Here is an 18,926-nt window from a genome sequence, read left to right as displayed (position 1 = left end):
CACCCATGTCGTAGATTCACGGGCTTGTGGACGGATGGTTGCTTCGACACCACCCATCTTACTGCAACCCAAGAAGATGCGACATGGGTTTTTTCTATCTATGACTCATGGATTGCGTTTGGGGTGAATAAGGCAGGATGAGGATGAGACGCTGAGGGAGAACCGCGCGCCATCTCGTCTCTCGGCGTCTCGGCATGAGGCAAGTTCTTTTGCGGATTTATATCAGCATCAATGCACGCCCACGCCGCGCGCCAGGACACGCAGCGTGCGGGCGAGGATGGCGGCATCGGAGAGGGGGGAGACGCTGTCTACGTAGCGCAGGTCCAGCTCCAGCTTTTGCCGCAGCTCCTCCTCCGTCCGGAAGCGCAGGTACGCGTCGGACACCTGGCACAGGCCGGTGAGCCCCGGCGGCACGGCCAGCCGGCGGCGGTAGTCGGGGAGCCGGGCGGCGAGCGATTCGGTCACCTCCGGCGTCTCCGGACGCGGGCCGACGAGGCTCATCTCGCCGCGAAGCACGTTGAGCAGCTGCGGAAGCTCGTCCAGGCGCCAGCGGCGCAGCCAGCGGCCGATGGAGGTGACGCGGGGATCGGCGGGGTAGGTGAAGCTGGCGAACGCGCCGTCCGCGGGGGGCGCGACGGCGGGGTCCATCGTCCGCAGCTTCAGGATCACGAAGCTCGCGCCGTCCCGGCCGATGCGCCGCTGGCGAAAGAGGACCGGCCCGCCGCTGGTCATCCGCACCAGCACCGCCAGCCCACCCAGCAGCGGAAGCCAGAGCGGCGCCGTCAGGCCCACGGCGGCCAGGTCAGCGGCGCGCTTGCCCCCGCGCAGCCAGAACGACCGGGTCACGCCGCCGCCCCCGCGGCGTGGGCGGCGCGCAGCGGCGCCACCGCCTGCTCCAGCGTGCCGAACTGGAAGTCGCGCAGCAGGCGCCGCAGCCGGGGCTCCGTGCGGCCCAGCCCCCAGTAGTGCGTGGCCCACGCCTTCCAGTGAAAGCGGGCGAACGGGTGCGCGGGGTCCAGCTCCCACGGGTGCAGGTAGAACACGGCGGGGTGGCCCCGGCGCTCCGCGTCGCGCAGGTTGGCGGCGGTGAGCGCGTAGGGGTAGATGCGGAAGTACGCGCCCCCCGCCGCGGGCACCGCCGCCGGGCCCAGGGAGCGTACGGAGAGCGGCGCCTCCCACAGGCGCCCGCCGGTGGCCGCCACGGGGTGCGGGCGGCGGGGAAAGCCGGGGATGCCGTAGCGCCAGTTGCGTACGGGAAAGATGCTGCTGTCCACCGTGATCCCCAGCTCCGCCAGCACCTCCAGCGCCCACAGCGAGGCGCGGGTGATGGAAAAGCAGGGCGCGCGGTAGGCGCGTACGGCGCCGCCCGTCAGCTGCTGCAGGATGTCCAGCGCCTGCGCGGTGTCGGCGCGAAAGGCGCCGGGGTGCAGGTCGTACACCATGCGGTCGTGGCGCAGGCTGTGGCAGCCGGTCTGGTGCCCGGCGTCCGCCAGCCGCCGCACCAGCCGCGGATGGGCGCGCGCCGTTTCGCCCACCCAGAAAAAGGTGGCGCGCACGCCGTGGGCGTCCAGCAGCCCCAGCAGCCGGTCCATCCCCACCCGCAGGCGGCTCGGGGGCGCGCCGGTGTTCCGGTAGAACCGGATGGGGTGATACCATTCCTCCACGTCCACCGTAAACGCGTGCGCCACGCGCGCCGTTCCATCCGTCATCGCCAGGGATTCCCTTTGATCCACGCACAGCCGGCCACCCGCGAGCACGAGGCCGACGTCCTGGTCCTGGGCGCGGGGGTGGCGGGGATCGCCTTTCGCTCCGCGCTTCCCGAACACCGCACCGCCACCGTGCTCGAGGCGGCGCCGGAGATGGGCGGGCTGGTGCGCGTGCACCCGCGCGGCCCGTACGCCTTCGACTCCGTCCCCCACGTCCTCTTTTTCCGCAGCCGCCGGCTGATGGCCTGGCTGCACGAGCTGCTGCCGGGCGGGGTGCGCGGCTTTCCGCGCACCAACTCCATCTGGCAGCACGGGCGGCGCATCCCCTATCCCTACCAGTACAACGCCGGCGCGCTGCCGGACGCGGTGCGGCGGGAGTGCCTGGACGGATACCGCGACAACCCGCACCACGGCCAGGGCACCGGGCCCGACGCCACCTTCCAGGCGTGGCTGCTGGGCCAGTTCGGCCCCGGCTTCTACCGGCACTTCTTTCGCCCGTACAACGAAAAGCTGTACGGCCTTCCGCTGGACCAGCTGCTGGCCGCGCCGCTGCGCTGGACCATCCCCGGCGACGACGCCTCCGCGGTCCTCGCCGGCGCCGGCACGGGCGGGGAGGGCGCGCCGCAGTACTATCCCACCGGGCGCGAGGGGATCAGCCGCATCGTCACGGCGCTGGCGCGGCGGGGGCGGGGCGACGTGGTCACCGGGTGCGCCGCGGTCTCGGTCGACCCGGAGCGCCGCGTCGTCCGCACCTCCACGGGCGATGCGTATCGCTACGAGACCCTGGTCAGCTCGCTCCCCTTGCGGGAGCTGGTGCGGCGGATGGATCCCGTGCCCGAGGCCGTCCGCGCCCTGGGCGAGTCGCTGGACGCGCTTCCCATCACCGTGGTGGGCGTCGGCGCGCGGACCAGCGGGCCGGGGCTGCCCGACCTGTGGACCTACTTTCCCGATCCCGGCATCCCCTGGTACCGCATGACGCGCCTGGAGCACCTGTCCCCCGACCTGGCCCCGCCGGGCGGCACCGCGCTGCTGCTGGAGTGCGCCGGCACCACGGCCCCCCCGCGGGAACAGGTGGTGCGGTGGCTGGACGCGCACGGGGTGGCGCCGCGGGAGGCGGTGGAGCACTTCGAGGTGTGGCACGTGCCCTGTGCCTACGTCCTCTTTCGCCCCGGCTACCGGCAGGCGCGCGAGGGGGTGCTGCGCTGGCTGACGGAGCGGGGGATCGCCTCCATCGGCCGCTACGGCCAGTGGATGTACGCCGACCTCGAGATGACGCTGAAGTCGGGGTTCTCGGCCGCCCGGCGGCTGGGCGGGGCGGACCCCGCGGGCTTCTTCGCCGAATGAGCGAGCCGCTTCCCATCGCTCCGCGTGCCGCGTCCGGGCGCCCGCCGCGCGTGGCGGTGGTGCACGACTGGCTGGTGCGCATGGACGGCAGCGTGCGCACGCTCGCCGAGATCCTGCGCTGCTTTCCCCAGGCGGAGCTGTACGCGCTGGTGGACTTTCTGCCCGCCGCGGACAGGGCGCCGCTGGGCGGCCGCGTGGCGCGCACGTCGTTCCTGCAGCGGATGCCGTTCATCCAGCGGCTGTACTGGTACTACCTGCCGCTGATGCCGTTCGCCGTGGAGCAGCTGGACCTGCGCGGCTACGACCTGGTCGTCTCCAGCAGCTCCAACGTGGCCAAGGGCGTGGTGGTGGGCCCCGACCAGGTGCACGTCTCGTACGTGTACTCGCCCATGCGCTTCGTGTGGGAGCTGCAGGGCCACTACCTGGAGCGCTTCGGGTGGAACCGGGGACCGAAGCGGTGGCTGGCGGCGGCCGCCTTCCACCGCCTGCGCCAGTGGGACCGCGGCAGCACCCACGGCGTGGACCTGCTGCTGACTACCTCGGCCTACGTGGCGCGGCGCATCCAGAAGGCGTACCGCCGCCCCGCCACCGTCGTCCATCCCCCGGTGGACACGGACCGGTTCGTCCCCGGCGGCCGGCGGCGCGGCTACTACCTGACGGCCGCGTACATGAACCCCTTCAAGAACGTGGAGCTCATCCTGCGCGCCTTTGCCCGGCTGCCGGACCGCGAGCTGGTGGTGGTGGGCGACGGGCCCGAGCGCGACCGGCTGCGGCGCATGGCGCCGCCGAACGCCACCTTCCTGGGCGCGGTGGACGACGCCGCGCTGGTGGGGCTGATGCAGGAGGCCCGCGCCTTCGTCTACGCCGCGCCCGAGGACTTCGGCATCGTGCTGGCGGAGGCGCAGGCGTGCGGCACGCCGGTGATCGCGCTGGGCGTGGGCGGCGCGTGCGAGATCGTCCGCGGCCTGGACGACGCCACGCCCACGGGGGTGCTGTACGACGACCCCACCCCCGCCGCGCTGGCGGACGCCGTCGCCCGCTTCGAGGGCGCGGAGGGGGCGATCCGCCCGGAGGCGTGCCGCGAGAACGCGCTGCGCTTTCACGCCTCCGTGTTCCGCCGGCGCCTGGTGGAATGCGTCTCCGGCGCCGCTCCGCACCTTCGTCTTCCCGATGCGCCGGACGTCCTCGCACCGGGGCCGGCGGACGCGCTCGCGCCGGGCTCGATGGACCCCTGACGCCGGCGCGGCGGGATCACCGCCCGCGGCACCACTCCAGCGTTTCGCGCAGCATCGCCTCGAGCCCCACGGTGGGGGCGTAGCCGAACAGGTCGCGGGCGCGGCGCAGGTCGGGGATGCGGTTCCAGCCGTCCTCGAACGGCTGCGAGTACAGCTCGCCGGGGTCGGGGACGATGGGGAGGGGCGCGTCCAGGATCCCCATCTCCACCGCCAGGCGGTTCACCGTGTGCGCCAGGTCGCGGATGGTGACCGGCTCGTCGCTGCCGATGTTGACGGCGCACGCCGCGCCCGGCGCCTGCGCGGCGGCCCACTCCAGCGCCTGGCCAATGCCGGCCAGGGTGTCGCGGTAGTGGCAGAAGCAGCGCACTTGGCCGCCGTCCCCGCTCAGCCGCAGCGGCCGGCGCCTGAGCACGGCGTCCATGAACTGCGGGACGACGCGCTTGGCGTGGGGGTAGTCCATCCCCGGCCCGACGCAGTTGAAGATGCGCACGATCACGCCGCGGGCGGGCGAGGCGGCGATCACGTTCTCCTCGACCGCCTTGACCCGGGGATACACCCACCGGTTCACCAGCGCGTGCTCGTACAGCACGTCGTCGTCCTCGCGCATGGGCGATGGATACACCCGCGAGTGCATGCCGTACACGTCCGCGGACGAGCCGAAGAGCACGGTGTGTGCGGGGGTGAGCCGCTGCGCCAGCTGGATGGTGCCGGTAAGGTTCAGCGCGGTTTCCATCGGGGCGTCGATGGTGGTGCCCACGCCCACCACGCTGGCAAAGTGGATGACGCGGCCGTGCGTCCGCAGCAGCCCGTCCAGCAGCCCGCCGTCCAGCGTGGAGCCGTGCACGCAGCGGATGCAGGGATGGTCCAGCTCCGGGGTGCCGAAGTGGCTGTTGGTGCAGGACAGGTCGTCCAGCACCGTCACCCGCCGTCCGCGCTCGGCGTACGCGCGCGCCAGGTGCCGGCCCAGGAATCCCGCGCCGCCGGTGATCAGGAGGTTGTTGTCGTCCGGTGCCATGCTTCCGGAATCGCGATCGGTCGAATGGGTAAGGAACGGCGGTTCGGTGCGCGAGCCGCGGCGCGAACCACGGGGACGTGAAGGGTGTGATTCGCCTCCGCGTCCTCTCTGGAGCCTGCGCTGAACGTGCGTTTCGGGGGATGGGTGACGAATGACGGGAACCCTGCCGGATGGCGCGGACGCGCTCATCGCCTTCTAATTCTGCACCGCCAACCGTTCCCGGGGAAAGGGGGTCCAACCCCCACGTCCGCGGAAAGGCCGCGGACGACGTCCATCCACCCCCGCAGGAGACTCCCGTGCAGACGCACGTTGCCCGCCGCTGCCGCGTGATCATTCCGCTGCTGTCCGCCCTTGCCGCCGCGCCCGCCGCCGCGCAGGACGACCTTCCGCTGCACCTGTTCGCCTACGACCGCGCGGCGCCGCTGGAGCTGCAGTCCAGCGCCATAGGCACGGAGGACGGCGTGGCCATCCACCAGGTCAGCTACGCCAGTCCCCGGGGCGGGCGGGTGAACGGGCGGCTGTTCGTGCCGCAGGGCCCGGGGCCGTTCGCCGGCGTGGTGCTGGCGCACGGGGCGCCGGGCAACGCCGAGGCGTTCACCGGGCGCGGCGTGTACATCGCGCGGCACGGGGCGGTGGTCATCGCCATCGACGCGCCCTTCAACCGGCGTCCGGGCGGGCCGGTGACCCTTACGCCGCGCGACAGCGCCGAGCAGGTGCAGCTGATCGTGGACCTGCAGCGCGCGGTGGACGTGCTGGCGGCGCGGCCGGACGTGGACGGTGCGCGGCTGGCGTACGTGGGGCGCAGCTACGGCGGCGCCACGGGCGCGCTGTTCGCGGGCGTGGAGCGGCGGCTGAAGACGTACGTCCTGGCGTCGGCGGACGGCGGGATCACCACGCGCTTCACGGGGGCCAACGCGCCCGCCCCGCCGCCCGGGCAGGAGGAGCGGGCCCGCGCCTGGCTGGCGTCCATGCAGCCCATTGAGGGCATCCGCTTCGTGGGCCGCGCCAACGCACCGATCTTCTTTCAGAACGGACGACAGGACCCGGTGGTCACGCCGGAGCGCGCGGAGGCGCTGCACGCGGCCGCCACGGGGCCCAAGGAGGTGCGGTGGTACGATGCGCCGCACGCGCTGAACCCCGCCGCGTACGTGGACCAGCTCCGCTGGCTGAGCCAGACCGTCGGCACCACGCCGCCGGGCCCGGAAGACGAGGCGGGGCCGCGGATCCCGCCGCCGCCCGCCCCGCAGCCGCGCCAGCCGTAGCGGATCTCGAATCCGGATCCGGTCCGGCGAGTGGGCGGAGGGATGGAAAAGCCAGAGGAACAGAGGAAAACCCTGCCCTGGGACCTCTGTTCCTCTGGCTTCCTCTGTTCCTCTGTACCCCACCCCTGGTGATCTGTCCGATGCACGCCGACCCCCGCGAATGCGCGCCTCACCCGCTTTTCATCCACCGCTAACGACCTTTGGCGGCCGGCCGGCATCCAACCCGCCGAGCGCACGACCGGCGCTCGGATGTGATTCCGTCCCTCGACCTCGATGATTCGACCGATGCAACACGCTTCCTTGCGCGCGGGCCGCCGCGCCGCCGTTCTTCCGCTGCTGGCCGCCGTTCTCGCCGCGCCGGCGTGCGCGCAGGCGCCCCGTCCCGCGGACGCCATCGCCGCGGGCACGTTCGCGTACGACCGCAACACGCCGCTGGACCTGCGCGATTCGCTGGAATCCACCACGGACGGCGTGGAGACGCACGCCATCAGCTTCGCCAGCCCCCGGGGCGGGCGCGCGACCGGGCTGCTGTTCGTGCCGCGGGGCGGGGGACGCAAGGCGGGGATCGTGAACATGCACGGCGCGCCGGGAAGCGCGCGGCAGGGTGCCCCCGGCTCGCTGGCGCTGGCGAAGCGCGGGGCCGTGGTGGTGGCCATCGACGCCCCGTTCGCCCGCCGCACGGGCGAGATGATCACCTTTACCGAAGCCGACAGCGCCGACCAGGTGCAGCTGGTGGTGGACCTGCGGCGCGCGGTGGACCTGCTTCTGGCCCGCCCGGACGTGGACCCGGCGCGCATCGCGTACGTGGGCGGCAGCTATGGCGGCGCGGTGGGGACGATGTTCGCCGCGGTGGACCATCGTCCGGCCGCGTACGTGCTCTTCGTGCCGGACGGCGGGATGGTGTCGCACTTCACGGCGCTGGACGGCACGCCGCAGCCGCCACTGACGGAGATGCCGGCGAGCCAGCGTGACCGGTGGCTGGCCGCCATGCGCCCGGTGGAGGGCATCGGCTACGTCGCCCGCGCCAGGCCGGGAAGCATCCTCTTCCAGAACGGGCGCCAGGACCCGGCGGTCCCCGCCGACAAGGCCGCCGCGCTGCATCGCGCCGCGGGTGATTCGCACACGGTCAGGTGGTACGACAGCGGCCACGCGCTCCCCGCGCAGGCGCGCGTGGACCGCTGGCAGTTCCTCGCCGAGCGCATCGGCATCGCCGCGCCCACGGAGGAGGAGCGTACCGCCGCACGCAACGCCCCGCCGCCGCAGCAGCCGCAGCCGGCGCGCCGTACCGGCCGGTAGGGCGGTTCCGGCACCTGCCGCATGAGATGCAAACGAGGCCGGCCCGAGTGGAGCCGGCCTCGTGCGGCCGATGAACGAAACGCTTGCGTCCATCCGGGAGAAACACGAGTTTAGAGAGATAAAGATTCTGCTGCCCCATTGAGTAGCAGCCTGCATAATCTGCCTGCCGCGCACCTCATGTCTCGTCCCCGCATCATCTTTTCCCCGCGCAATGTCGTGGCGGCGCTGCTCAAGTTCTCGCTCGTGGCCCTGGTGCTGGTGGTGGTTTCGCCGGGGCTGCGCAGGCGGGCGGCGCCGGTGCTGGCGCCGGTGATGAACCCGGTGCACCGTTTGTCCGCGGGAGACCGCGCCAACACGCTGGCGCGGATGGTACAGAAGGAGATCCACCGCACGGGCGAGGCGCCGCAGCCGCGCGACCTGACCACCATCCTGCGGCGGATGTACCCCGGCCGCGATGACGCCAGCCTGGACCCGTGGGGCAGCCGCTACTTCCTGCGCCGCCGTGCGGACGGATTCAACGTGGGCTCGCCCGGCCCCGACCGCCGCCGTGGCACGCCCGACGACGTCCTGTCCACCTCGCTCCCCGTTCCGGGCCGGACACAAACCGCCAGCCACTGAGCCGGCGAACGCCGGCCATTGCGCACGGCACGGCGGCCGAGAACCGGGGCTCGCGGAGGATCCACCTCGGCGAGCCCCCTTCGCGTCCGCCGGCGCCGCCCCGGGCGAATGAATTCGCGGCTGGGACCACGCGATGTCGGCCTTCGCCGACGGGTGTGCGCCGAGCGGCATGCCGCGGTGTTGCCGTTGAAGCCCCGCGCCGGTGGGTGGGCGAATGAATTCGCGGCTGGGACCACGCGATGTCGGCCTTCGCCGACGGGTGTGGGGCGGGCGGCATGCCGCGGTGTGCTGGTGAAGCCCCGCGCCGGTGGGTGGGCGAATGAATTCGCGGCTGGGACCACGCGATGTCGGCCTTCGCCGACGGGTGTGCGCCGAGCGGCATGCCGCGGTGTGCTGGTGAAGCCCCGCGCCGGTGGGTGGGCGAATGAATTCGCGGCTGGGACCACGCGATGTCGGCCTTCGCCGACGGGCGTGTGCCGAGCGGTATGCTGCCGTGTGCTGGTGAAGCCCCGCGCAGTTTGCGGGGCTTTCCGCGTTGTTGCGGCGAGTTCACTCGCTCCCGCAAGCGGCGCACACCGCGGCCGAGGGCTCGATGTGGAACGGGCCGAGCGGCACGCGGACGCGCGAAGGGCCGCCCCCCTCACCAGCAGCCAGTCGCGTATGGCAGTCCCGCCACAGGTCACCGCTGAAACTGGATTCGGTTGCAGTTTATTCTTTATGCGCCACTACTTGCAAGATGTACGTTCTCTTGCTACAGTTGTTTCGTGCGCACACCCACGTCAGGAAAGCCGGAATCGAGGAGCGGAAGGAGGAGCTTTGCGTGCTTCTCCTGCCGCTACATACGGGCCGTTACGATCCATGGGCGCTCGCCGCGCCCGATGAGACGCTGCTACCCCGCAAACACCCCATGACTCGAATGAACCGCTTCCCCGCGGCGCTCGCCGCCGCCACCCTGCTGGCCGGGGCACTGGCCGCCTGCTCCGACGCCCCCACCGGCGCCGCGCCCGAATCCGGGCCCTCGCTGGCCGAGCAGGTCGCCGCGCTCGGCTTTCGCGCCGACATGATCGAAGACCACGGCGAGTATGTGCTCGTCGAGGGCGACATCTACCTCTCCAAGGCGCAGCTTCGCTCGGCTGGGCAACAGTCCACTGACCCGCTGCAGCCGCGCTTTCAGTACGTAACCAACAACCTCGTTTCCAACTCCAAGATCTACCAGATCAGGGTGGACCTCTCGGGGCTGAACTCGCAGCCCGGCTGGCAGAACGCTGCACGTGACGCCATCGCCCACTGGAGCGGGATCGCAAGCAGCCACGTGGAGATGGTGGAGGGCACGCCCGCGGACATCACCGTCGGCACCACCTGCACGTCGTGGAACGTGGCCGCCTACGCTTCGTTCCCTTCGGGCGGCAACCCGGGGAGCACCATCTACGTCAACACCTGCTTCGGCTACTCCACCACGCATGCCCAGAAGGTGCACAACATGGTGCACGAGCTGGGGCACACCATCGGCTTTCGCCACAGCAACTACGTCCAGATGGGTGAGAGCGCCGGCGTGGAAGGCGCCAACCACATCTGGGGCACCCCCACCAGCGGAAACGCGAGCGGTTCGGTGATGAACGGCGGGACGGCGCTCAACTCGTGGGCGGGCTTCGCCGCGTCGGACGTGACGGCGACGCAGTCCAGGTATCCCATCCCCGGCCCGGGATCGTACTCCGTCACCAATTCCAACGGCACGCCCCTGATCAGCTGGGCCGCGGTCTCCGGGGCCACGTCGTACACCGTGTCGCTGATCACCTTCAACACGGTCAACGGCCAATACCAGAACCACTGGGTCAACCCGATCACCACCACCACCAGTACGTCGTACCTGGACGTCGACAGGATCTACACGGGTGTGTACGAATGCACCTACGACTGGAGTTGGGGCGGCGAAACCCAGGGGGCCTGGTACGAATACGCCGTTCAGGCCAACTTTCCCCACGGCAGCAGCCCCGTGCTCAACTCGCGCTTTTACGCCCCCATTGCTCAGCCGGGGTGCGTCTACTGACGGCAGTTCGTGTGGATAGCTTCCCGTACCGGAGCCGGCCCTTTAGCGAATGCAAAGCGAAGCTCCTCTGCGGTCGTCCCAGTACTTCGGGCGTTACTCCTTCCTCAAGCGAGGACCCATGCTCCATCCCATCCGCTCCCACGCCGCGTATCGCGCCGCGGTCCTGCTGCTGGCCGGCACGCTGGCCGCATGCTCCGACGCGCCCACCGCCGCCCTTGATGGCGAGTCGCTGCTGGCGCGCCAGGTCGCCGCGCTCGGCTTTCGCGCGGACATGATCGAGGAGTACGGTGACTTCGTGCTCGTCGAGGGCGACATCTACCTCTCCAGGGCGCAACTTCGCTCCGTTCCGCTGGTGAACTCGGACGATCCGCTGCGCCCCAGCTTTCAGTACCGCACCACGAACCTGGTCGGCTCACCCAAGGTCCACGACATCCGTGTAGACGTGTCCGGCCTTGCTTCGCAGCCCGACTGGCAGGCCGCCGCCCGCGAGGCGCTGACGCACTGGAGCGGCATCGCCAACAGTTACGTGCGGATGGTGGAAGGCGGCCCGGCCGACATCACGGTGGCGACCACCTGCACGTCGTCCAACGTGGCGGCGTTCGCGTCGTTTCCATCGAGTGGCAATCCGGGGAGCACCGTCTTCGTGAACACCTGCTTCGGATTTACCACCAACCATGCGCAGAGAGTGCACAATATGGTGCACGAACTGGGGCATACACTCGGCTTCCGGCACAGCAACTACACGCAGATGGGCGAGACCGCGAGCACGGTGGGCGCCGTGCACGTCTATGGGACGCCCACCAGCGGCAACGCCGCCGGCTCGGTAATGAACGGGGGCACGGCGCTGAACCAGTGGACCGGCCTGAGCGCCAACGACATCACCGCCACGGTGCGGCTGTACCCGCTTCCCGCCGTCACGGGTGCGACGTCCACGGACGCCGGCGGTCAGGTGCGGCTGAGCTGGAACGCCATTCCCGGCGCCATATCGTACAACGTTCAGCGGGTGGAGGAGCGCACGGAGGACGACTTCTACGCGAACACCGTTACGACCACCGTGACGGAAGGTCCGTGGCTGGGACCCATTACCGCGATCCCGTTCGACACCGGCTCTCCGTGGACAGGCGTGACCAGCTGCGTCTGGTCTATGGCATGGCAGACGTCGGATGTGAGCGCCTACTTCTACCGCATCATCGCCAATTTTCCCAACGGAAACAGCGTCAGCTACGTCTCTGTATACGCGAACGACGCGACCTGCTGACCCGGCCGCCGAGCGCACCGGTTGCCCGGCGTCCATCCGGGTAAGCGCTCGTGAGCGACACACGAAGGGCCGGCTCCCGCGCGGGAGCCGGCCCTTCGTTATCTCACATCCAGCCTGAGGCGAGCTGGCCTAACTCGCTGCGGCCGTGAGCGATTCGATCTCCGCCTTTACGCGGTTGCGCATCTCCAGCTTCTGCGCGCGGTGCATGAAGGCGCTGTCGAAGCCCATCATCGCGATGTCCACCAGCTCGTTCCAGGTAAAGCCCAGGTGCTGGTGCGCGCGCCAGTACTCCTCGGTCACCGTGGTGGCGCTCATCAGCCGGTTGTCGGTGTTCAGGCTCAGCACCAGCCCCTCGTCGTAGTACATGCGCAGCGGGTGCTTCTCGAAGCTTTCCACCGCCCGGGTCTGCACGTTGCTGGTCAGGCAGATCTCGATGGGCACCCGGAAGTCGTTCATGAAGCGCAGCAGGTCCGGGTCCTCGAACAGCCGCGTGCCGTGCCCGATGCGGTTGGCGCGGCAGTAGTGCAGCGCCTGGTGAATGCTCTCGGCCCCGTACGCCTCGCCGGCGTGGATGGTGGCGGCCATGTTCTTGTTGATGACGGTGTAGAACGCGTCCTTGTGCTTCTTGGCGGGGTAGTTGTACTCCGCGCCCGCCAGGTCGAACGCCACCACGCCGCGGTCCTTGTACGCCACCGTAAGGTCCGCCAGGTCGCGCGACGTGGACGGGTCCATGTTGCGGATGCCGCAGATGATGATGGCCGTCTCGATGCCGAAGTCCGCCCTGGCCCGCTCCAGCCCCCGCAGCGGCGCGTCGACGATGGCGGTGAGCGGCAGGCCGCCCTCGCTGTTCAGGATGGGCGAGTAGCGGATCTCGGCGTAGCGTACGTTCTCGCCGGCCAGGTCCTCGGCCAGTTCGTAGGCAATGCGCTCCAGGGCGTACTCCGTCTGCATCACCGACAGGGTGATGGCGAAGCGGTCCAGGTACTCCACCAGGTTGCGCGCGTCCTTTACGTGCATGTAGTCGCGCAGCCCCTCGGCGTCGCTCACCGGCATCGGCTTGCCGTATTCCGCGGCCAGCTCCAGCATGGTTTCCGGCCGCAGGCTGCCGTCCAGGTGCACGTGCAGCTCGGCCTTGGGCAGCCGGTGAAGGAGCTCGCGGGTCACTTCAGTCGCCATGTCGAACAATCCTGTGCTGATGCGTCGGGGCCTTTTTTCCGGATAAACGCGCAGGCGGGTGCACCACCGGTGCACCCGCCTGTCGCAGAGGCCGTCCCTCGTTGCTCCGGTGGGATATTGTAACCACCCCGGTTCCCGCGCGCCATTCCCAGCGTATCCGTCTCTTCCACGGTCACGGACGCGCGGTACGTACCCGCGGCGGGAGGGGATCGTACGCACGCACGGCTGCAGCGCGTCCTGCGCCTCCTTCATCATGCGCGTGGCGGGAAAGCGGCTGGCCCAGCGGGATGGGTGCGGACCCACGCCAGGAACCCCCGGTACCCGGGCGCGGGTGCCGCCTGCGCCTCGTGGTACGTGGCAGGGTCTGAACTCGAACACCCGCGCCGGCCTCAGGAGGCCCGCTCTTGTGGATTGATATATTGATCTATATCTTTCCACTACAACCCTGTTCACCCTGGCTCCGAGGAGGCTCCGCCGTGAGGTCCTTCATCCTGGCCGTGATGCTCACGGCCACCGTCATGAATGCCGCCCCGGCCGCCGGCCAGCCGGCGCTCAGCACCGCCGAGCGGCGCGACGCGCGGATCCCGGCGGGGGACGTCGTGCTGGCCGCCACGCTCTACCGGCCCGCCGGTGCGGTCGGGAACCTGCCCGCGGTCGTGATCGCCCACGGCAGCGCTCCAAGCACGCGCAGCATGGTCGGGTTCTACACGTCGATGGCCCTGCGCATGGGGATGGCCGTCCTCGCCTTCGACAAGCGGGGCGTGGGAGAGTCGACCGGCACCTACGTCGCGATCGATACGGACGACAGCGTGGAGCGGCTCGGGGAGCTCGCCGCCGACGTGGAGCACGGGGTGCGGTGGCTCGCCGCCCAGCCCGGCATCGACCGGTCGGCGATTGGCCTGCTGGGCGGCAGCCAGGCCGGGTGGATCATGCCGCTCGCGGCCTCACGGGAGCCGCTCGTGCGCTTCATCGTCGCGGGAGCGGGGGTGCCGCTCTCCTACGGGCAGGAGATGATCCACTCGGTGCACCTGGCGGAGGCGGCGGGGAACCTGCCGGCGCCGCTCCCCTGGCGGATCGTCTCGGCCGCGGACGCCCGGGCGCAGGAGTACGTGGGACCCCGCGGGTTCGACCCGGCGCCGGTGCTGGAAGGACTGCAGGTCCCCATGCTCTGGATCTTCGGGCTGTACGACACCGTGATCCCCACCATTCCCTCCATCAACCGGGTCGGAGAGCTCGTGCGCGCCGGCAACGGGAATCACCACGTGGAGATCGTCCCGTACGCCAACCACAACTTCGAGAACGTCTTCACGCGCGAGCGGTACGACCTGACCCGGATCATCGAGCCGTGGCTGCGCAGCGTCGGCGTCGTGGCGGCCGGGCCGGCCTCCTGACCGTCGAGCCGCGACCGAGTGCCGAGTACGAGCAACCCCCCCGGCGCCCGGAGTCGCCGTCAGTCCAGCGTGCGCGGGCCGATCCGCGTCGCCGTCACCTCGAGCACCGGCCGTCCGGCCACGCGCCACGTCCGTTCGAAGCGCATCCCGCCGTCCGCCGTTTCCCGGAACCAGCCGGGCGGCGCCTCCAGCGTCCGCGCCGTGTACGCCGCCTGCAGGACATCCGCGAGGCCGTGCACGCGCGGGTCGCCGCGAAAGCAGGCCGTGAATCCGCCAGGGTCATAACCCGCGGCCCAGCTCCTGCGGCCCGCCGCGTCCGTGCGCGGCTGGTTCAGCACGTCGACGGCGACGGACGAGCAGCTGCCGGGGCGTTCCCACGCCTCCGCGTTGCTCACCGGAATGGCGGCCTCGCTCTCACTGGACCCGTAGACGTACAGCCGCGCCGTATCCGCCATCCGCGGGCGGACGGCGCTCAGGTCCAGCCGCGGCGTGAGCGGCGCGCACATGGGGTATCCCGTCGGGTGGGTCCGGAGCCAGGCGGTGAGCGTGTCCCTTCCCTCCACGACGACCGTTGCGCGGTACGTGCCCGCCACGGGGTGCGGATCGTACGCGGGGACGCAGGGCTGCAGCACGTAGTGCGCGCGCTCCATCGCGAGCGTGGCGGGAAAGCGGCCGGCGGTCCCGGGATTGGCCCGCGCCCATGCCATCAGCGGGCGATAGGCGGAAAACGGCGCTTCCTCCGCCTGCTCCCACGTCGGGAGCAACGCGTTGAACTCGAACACCTGGTCCGGCGTGAGCAGGTCCCGTGCGGCGGGATCCATGTTCTCGGTGTAGCTGTCCGGATACGCGTTGTGCACCACGTCCACGTCGAAGGTCGGACGGCCGTCCACCCACCGGTCACGCGGACGGAGGCTCGCGTCCGCGAACAGCTGGGTGCCGGGCTCCGCCTAGCGGGCCTTGTCCCAGCGCCACGTCGCGGCACATGCTGCCGTACGGAACGAGGACCGCCTCACCGCCCTCCGCGCCGGCCAGCGCCGCGGGCACGTCACCGCCCACGCGGTCCAGCCGGAACCGCTGCCCATGGATGCCGGCGAGGGCTGCCGAATCGCCGTGCTGCCGCGTCCGGAGAAAGGACGCGGGCCCTGCGCGGACCGTGTCGGCCCGCGCGGTCGCGAGCAGGAACAGGCCGGAGCGCACCCCGTGGATGCGGCTGCTGCTGCACGTATCCGGCGCCGGCGCGCCCGCTGCGAACGCGGCACCGGCCATCAGGAGCGCAGCCATTCCCGCGATCGATGAGCGCATCATGCAGGCGTTCCTGTGGATGGATGCGAAAGGGAGGGGGAGGCGGGGCATCCCTCCGCCAAGGTGGTGCATCCGGCCGCGGATGGCAACGAGCACGCGAGCGGTCGGGATCCAAACGAACGAGTGCCCGGCATCCTTCGCGGACGCCGGGCACTCCATCACCCCATCACTCCATCACCCCTTCACCCCATCACCCGTTCAGATCAGGATCCCCACCACGCACGCCGTCATGAAGTTCGCCAGCGTGCCGGCGATCATGGCGCGCAGGCCAAGCCGGCTCAGGTCGCCGCGGCGCTCCGGGGCCATGGCGCCGATGCCGCCGATCTGGATGGCGATGGAGCTGAAGTTGGCGAAGCCGCACAGCGCGTAGGTGGCCAGCACCACCGAGCGCGGGTCCAGCCCGGCGCCCTCCTGCAGCATGCTTCCCAGGTGCGCGTACGCCACGAACTCGTTCAGCGCCGTCTTTTCGCCCAGCAGCGTGCCGATGGCCATGGTGTCCTGCGCCGGCACGCCCATCAGCCACGCGAAGGGCGCGCACACCCAGCCCAGCACCTTCTGGATGGTGAGGTCCAAGCCGAACAAGCCCGCCGTGCCGCTCAGAATTCCGTTCAGCAGCGCCACCAGCGCGATGAAGGCGATGAGCATGGCGCCCACGTTCAGCGCCAGGGCCAGCCCCTCGCTGGCGCCGCGGGCCGCCGCGTCGAGCACGTTGGCGTCCACCTTTTCCATCTTGATCTTTACGCTCCCGGCCGTGACGGACTGTTCCGTCTCGGGGTACATGATCTTGCTGATGGCGATGCACGCCGGCGCCGACATCACCGAGGCGCTGATCAGGTGGCCGGCGATGTCGGGAAAGTAGGCCACCAGGAAGCCCACGTACGCCGCCAGCACCCCGCCCGCCACCGTGCCGAAGCCGCCCACCATCACGCAGTGCAGCTCGCTCTTGGTCATGGTGCCGATGAAGGGCTTCACCAGCAGCGGCGCCTCGGTCTGGCCCAGGAAGATGTTGCCGGCGGTGCTCAGGCTTTCGGCGCCGCTGATCTTCATCGTCCGCATCATCACCCACGCGAACCCCTTCACCACCGCCTGCATGACGCCCAGGTAGTACAGCAGCGTCATCAGCGACGAGAAGAAGATGATGGTGGGCAGCACGTTGAAGGCAAAGAAGCCGCCCACGTTGGCCCACCCGGTGGGCCCGCCCACGGGTTCCATGGGCGGGAACCCCGTGCCGCCGGGGCCCACAGGGACGTTGTTGAACACCAGGTTGCCGAACAGGAACCGGGCGCCCTCGACCGTATAGCCGATCAGCGCGTTGAAGACGTTGTTGGCGGCGTCGAAGAAGGCGGCGCCCCAGGGCGTCATCAGGATGAGCACGGCGAAGATGAACTGCAGCGCCAGCCCCCACGCCACCAGCCGCCAGTCCACCGCCCGCTTGTTGACGCTCAGCAGCCACGCGATCCCCGTAAAGACGATCAATCCCAGCAGGCTGATGGCCTTCTGCAGCGGCGTGCCGCGCGTTTCCTGCCGCGCCTGGCGGGCCACCTCGCCCGCGCTGGCGGGCTGCGAGTCGGCCGCGATGCCGCTCTGCGGGGTCTGCGCCCGCGCCGCCGCCTCGGGGCTGGCGATGGGCGCCGACGCGTCGCCGGGGTCCACCGCGGAGGTGCCGGCGGGGGCGGGCTCGGCCGGGTTGGCGGGGCGGGGCTGGCCGGCGGCCGGCTGCGGGGCCGTGGTCTCCGGCTGCTGGGCGTGCGCGTACAGCCCGGCGCCCAGCAGCAGGGCGGCCGATAGCCACAGCGGCAGCAGCCACTTCAGGCGCTTCTTGATGTGGGGAGATGCCATGTGAGGTCGTCGCCCGGCGTGGGGCGGGGAAGAGGGGCGGTACGCGGGCGGGGGCTCTAGGGCCCGCCCGCCGGCACGGCGTGGACGGAATGCGCGTATTCTACGGCTACCACTGCAGCCGCGCCACCTCGTCGGGCGGCAGCTGCACCCCCTGGCGCTTGGCCGCCACCAGCCGCGGCCGGTCGAACGCCTTGATGAGCGCCAGCCCCGCCACGAACCCGCCGATGTGCGCCCACACCGCCACGCCGCCCTCCTCGGGCATCCCCGGCGCGCTCAGCGCGCTGAACAGCTGCAGGACGAACCAGAGAAGCAGAAAGAAGAACGCCCGGATGCGAAAAAAGAAGATCGGGGGAAAGTACGTGCGCACCCGGGCCGACGGGTACAGCAGGATGTACGCGCCCATGATGCCGCTGATGGCGCCGCTGGCCCCCACCATGGGCAGCGTGCTGGCGGGGGAAAAGAAGATGTGCGCGGCGCTCGCCGCCAGGCCGCAGACCACGTAGAACACCAGGAAGCGGACGTGGCCCATGGAGTCTTCGATGTTGTTTCCGAACACCCACAGGAACAGCATGTTGCCCAGGATGTGGCCCCAGCCGCCGTGCATGAACATGGAGGTGAGCAGCGCGCCCCACCCCAGCTGTTCGGTGCGGCACGCGCCCGTGATCTCGCACGGCCGCGCGCCGTAGTCCATCACCGACGCTTCCAGCCGCGGGAAGTCGGCCCCCGCGCCCTGCACGTAGAACCACAGGAGGAAGTTGGCGGCGATCAGCAGCAGCGTCATCCACGGCCGGAGTTCGGTGGGGTTTTCGTCGTTCAGGGGGATCAAGGTGCCTCGTCCGTCCGTTGCTGCGGGTGTGGGTCGCGCCTGCGCAGGAGCATACGCAAGATCGCGCGCGGACGGTAGACAGGTACGTACGAAGGGGATCGGAAGGTTCCGGGCAGGGAACGGATCCCGCCGCGACAGGCAGCGGTGCGGGCCGCGGGCGCCCCCTCCGGGCTCGCATTACTCGCCCACCTCCCCCAAAACTGCTGGGGGAGGTTGGGGGGGCCGAGGGATCGAGGTTCGGCGACGAGGATCGAGCTGCGTCCGACGGGGTGCCCCTCCCCCGGCCCCTCCCCGTTCGTTCCTCACGGAGAGGGGAGAATTCGATCCCGCTGCGACAGGGGAAGGGTGCGAGCCGCGGGCGCCCTCTCCGGGCTCGCATTACTCGCCCACCTCCCCCAAAACTGCTGGGGGAGGTTGGGGGGCCGAGGGATCGAGGTTCGGCAAAGAGGATTGAGCTGCGTCCGACGGGGTGCCCCTTCCCCGGCCCCTCCCGTTCGTTCCTCACGGAGAGGGGAGAATTCGATCGCGCTGCGACAGGCGTAGGGTGCGAGCCGCGGGCGCCCCCTCCGGGCTCACATTACTCGCCCACCTCCCCCAAAACTGCTGGGGGA

At 70.6% G+C, this 18,926-nt stretch carries 16 protein-coding genes; 8 read left to right on the top strand and 8 right to left on the bottom strand.

Annotation, left to right across the window (positions count from 1 at the left end; genetic code table 11):
* Positions 1 to 228: 228 nt before the first annotated feature.
* Both VGC13_RS33365 and VGC13_RS33360 read right to left on the bottom strand, forming a co-directional pair.
* Positions 229 to 846, bottom strand: coding sequence for a sugar transferase (locus VGC13_RS33365; protein ID WP_331129694.1), 618 nt, complete (start codon positions 844 to 846; stop codon positions 229 to 231).
* A complete protein-coding gene (locus VGC13_RS33360; RefSeq protein WP_331129693.1) occupies positions 843 to 1,709 on the bottom strand; it encodes a polysaccharide deacetylase family protein in 867 nt (288 codons plus the stop codon). The genes VGC13_RS33365 and VGC13_RS33360 overlap by 4 nt, the downstream gene beginning before the upstream one ends.
* A 15-nt stretch (positions 1,710 to 1,724) precedes the next feature.
* On the opposite strand from VGC13_RS33360, the gene VGC13_RS33355 reads away from it, so the two are divergent.
* Positions 1,725 to 3,050 carry a protoporphyrinogen/coproporphyrinogen oxidase gene (locus VGC13_RS33355; protein WP_331129692.1) on the top strand — a complete coding sequence of 442 codons (1,326 nt, stop codon included), beginning with the start codon at positions 1,725 to 1,727 and terminating at the stop codon, positions 3,048 to 3,050.
* The gene (locus tag VGC13_RS33350; RefSeq protein ID WP_331129691.1) at positions 3,047 to 4,285 is read left to right on the top strand and encodes a glycosyltransferase; all 1,239 of its coding nucleotides are present in this window, start codon (positions 3,047 to 3,049) and stop codon (positions 4,283 to 4,285) included. Before VGC13_RS33355 ends, VGC13_RS33350 begins: the two co-directional genes overlap by 4 nt.
* A 16-nt stretch (positions 4,286 to 4,301) precedes the next feature.
* Here the strand turns inward: VGC13_RS33350 and VGC13_RS33345 are convergent, their stop codons facing one another.
* Positions 4,302 to 5,300, bottom strand: coding sequence for an NAD(P)-dependent oxidoreductase (locus VGC13_RS33345; RefSeq protein WP_331129690.1), 999 nt, complete (start codon positions 5,298 to 5,300; stop codon positions 4,302 to 4,304).
* Positions 5,301 to 5,596: 296 nt separating this feature from the next.
* Between VGC13_RS33345 and VGC13_RS33340 the strand changes: the two genes are divergently transcribed.
* The 5 genes from VGC13_RS33340 (at position 5,597) to VGC13_RS33320 (ending at position 11,781) form a co-directional block, all read left to right on the top strand.
* Positions 5,597 to 6,562: an alpha/beta hydrolase gene (locus VGC13_RS33340; protein ID WP_331129689.1), complete on the top strand. Its 966-nt coding sequence runs from the start codon at positions 5,597 to 5,599 to the stop codon at positions 6,560 to 6,562.
* A 285-nt stretch (positions 6,563 to 6,847) separates the two neighbouring features.
* Positions 6,848 to 7,858, top strand: a complete 1,011-nt coding sequence (locus VGC13_RS33335) for an alpha/beta hydrolase family protein (protein ID WP_331129688.1) — start codon at positions 6,848 to 6,850, stop codon at positions 7,856 to 7,858.
* Positions 7,859 to 8,035: 177 nt separating this feature from the next.
* Positions 8,036 to 8,476: a hypothetical protein gene (locus VGC13_RS33330; RefSeq protein ID WP_331129687.1), complete on the top strand. Its 441-nt coding sequence runs from the start codon at positions 8,036 to 8,038 to the stop codon at positions 8,474 to 8,476.
* Positions 8,477 to 9,392: 916 nt separating this feature from the next.
* Positions 9,393 to 10,523, top strand: a complete 1,131-nt coding sequence (locus VGC13_RS33325) for a M57 family metalloprotease (protein ID WP_331129686.1) — start codon at positions 9,393 to 9,395, stop codon at positions 10,521 to 10,523.
* A 118-nt stretch (positions 10,524 to 10,641) separates the two neighbouring features.
* On the top strand, positions 10,642 to 11,781 hold the full coding sequence (locus VGC13_RS33320; protein WP_331129685.1) for a M57 family metalloprotease: 1,140 nt from the start codon (positions 10,642 to 10,644) through the stop codon (positions 11,779 to 11,781).
* A 129-nt stretch (positions 11,782 to 11,910) separates the two neighbouring features.
* Here the strand turns inward: VGC13_RS33320 and add are convergent, their stop codons facing one another.
* Complete coding sequence (gene add / locus VGC13_RS33315) at positions 11,911 to 12,957, bottom strand: adenosine deaminase (RefSeq protein WP_331129684.1); 1,047 nt, start codon at positions 12,955 to 12,957, stop codon at positions 11,911 to 11,913.
* Positions 12,958 to 13,433: 476 nt separating this feature from the next.
* On the opposite strand from add, the gene VGC13_RS33310 reads away from it, so the two are divergent.
* Positions 13,434 to 14,348 (top strand): alpha/beta hydrolase family protein, encoded by a 915-nt coding sequence (locus VGC13_RS33310; RefSeq protein WP_331129683.1) that lies wholly within the window; start codon positions 13,434 to 13,436, stop codon positions 14,346 to 14,348.
* Between the two features lie 59 nt (positions 14,349 to 14,407).
* Here the strand turns inward: VGC13_RS33310 and VGC13_RS33305 are convergent, their stop codons facing one another.
* From VGC13_RS33305 to VGC13_RS33290, 4 genes are all read right to left on the bottom strand, one after another.
* The gene (locus tag VGC13_RS33305; protein ID WP_331129682.1) at positions 14,408 to 15,238 is read right to left on the bottom strand and encodes a hypothetical protein; all 831 of its coding nucleotides are present in this window, start codon (positions 15,236 to 15,238) and stop codon (positions 14,408 to 14,410) included.
* Positions 15,239 to 15,245: 7 nt separating this feature from the next.
* Entirely contained in the window at positions 15,246 to 15,629 is a 384-nt protein-coding gene (locus VGC13_RS33300) for a hypothetical protein (protein WP_331129681.1), read from the bottom strand.
* Between the two features lie 219 nt (positions 15,630 to 15,848).
* Positions 15,849 to 17,153, bottom strand: coding sequence for a NupC/NupG family nucleoside CNT transporter (locus tag VGC13_RS33295; protein WP_349264278.1), 1,305 nt, complete (start codon positions 17,151 to 17,153; stop codon positions 15,849 to 15,851).
* A gap of 442 nt (positions 17,154 to 17,595) precedes the next feature.
* Positions 17,596 to 18,315 carry a rhomboid family intramembrane serine protease gene (locus tag VGC13_RS33290; protein ID WP_331129679.1) on the bottom strand — a complete coding sequence of 240 codons (720 nt, stop codon included), beginning with the start codon at positions 18,313 to 18,315 and terminating at the stop codon, positions 17,596 to 17,598.
* Positions 18,316 to 18,926: the final 611 nt, after the last annotated feature.

The organism is Longimicrobium sp. (genome assembly GCF_036399255.1).
Lineage (GTDB): Bacteria > Gemmatimonadota > Gemmatimonadetes > Longimicrobiales > Longimicrobiaceae > Longimicrobium.
Note: the sequence above shows the minus strand (reverse complement) of the source record. Positions and strands in the feature narration are given on the sequence as shown.

Excerpts from the sequence above, each read along its gene's own strand:
- VGC13_RS33335 (WP_331129688.1), top strand. The coding sequence starts at position 6,848 with ATGCAACACGCTTCCTTGCGCGCGGGCCGCCGCGCCGCCGTTCTTCCG.
- VGC13_RS33330 (WP_331129687.1), top strand. The coding sequence starts at position 8,036 with ATGTCTCGTCCCCGCATCATCTTTTCCCCGCGCAATGTCGTGGCGGCG.
- VGC13_RS33350 (WP_331129691.1), top strand. The coding sequence starts at position 3,047 with ATGAGCGAGCCGCTTCCCATCGCTCCGCGTGCCGCGTCCGGGCGCCCG.
- add (WP_331129684.1), bottom strand. The coding sequence starts at position 12,957 with ATGGCGACTGAAGTGACCCGCGAGCTCCTTCACCGGCTGCCCAAGGCC.
- VGC13_RS33300 (WP_331129681.1), bottom strand. The coding sequence starts at position 15,629 with ATGGCTGCGCTCCTGATGGCCGGTGCCGCGTTCGCAGCGGGCGCGCCG.
- VGC13_RS33325 (WP_331129686.1), top strand. The coding sequence starts at position 9,393 with ATGAACCGCTTCCCCGCGGCGCTCGCCGCCGCCACCCTGCTGGCCGGG.
- VGC13_RS33320 (WP_331129685.1), top strand. The coding sequence starts at position 10,642 with ATGCTCCATCCCATCCGCTCCCACGCCGCGTATCGCGCCGCGGTCCTG.
- VGC13_RS33345 (WP_331129690.1), bottom strand. The coding sequence starts at position 5,300 with ATGGCACCGGACGACAACAACCTCCTGATCACCGGCGGCGCGGGATTC.
- VGC13_RS33360 (WP_331129693.1), bottom strand. The coding sequence starts at position 1,709 with ATGACGGATGGAACGGCGCGCGTGGCGCACGCGTTTACGGTGGACGTG.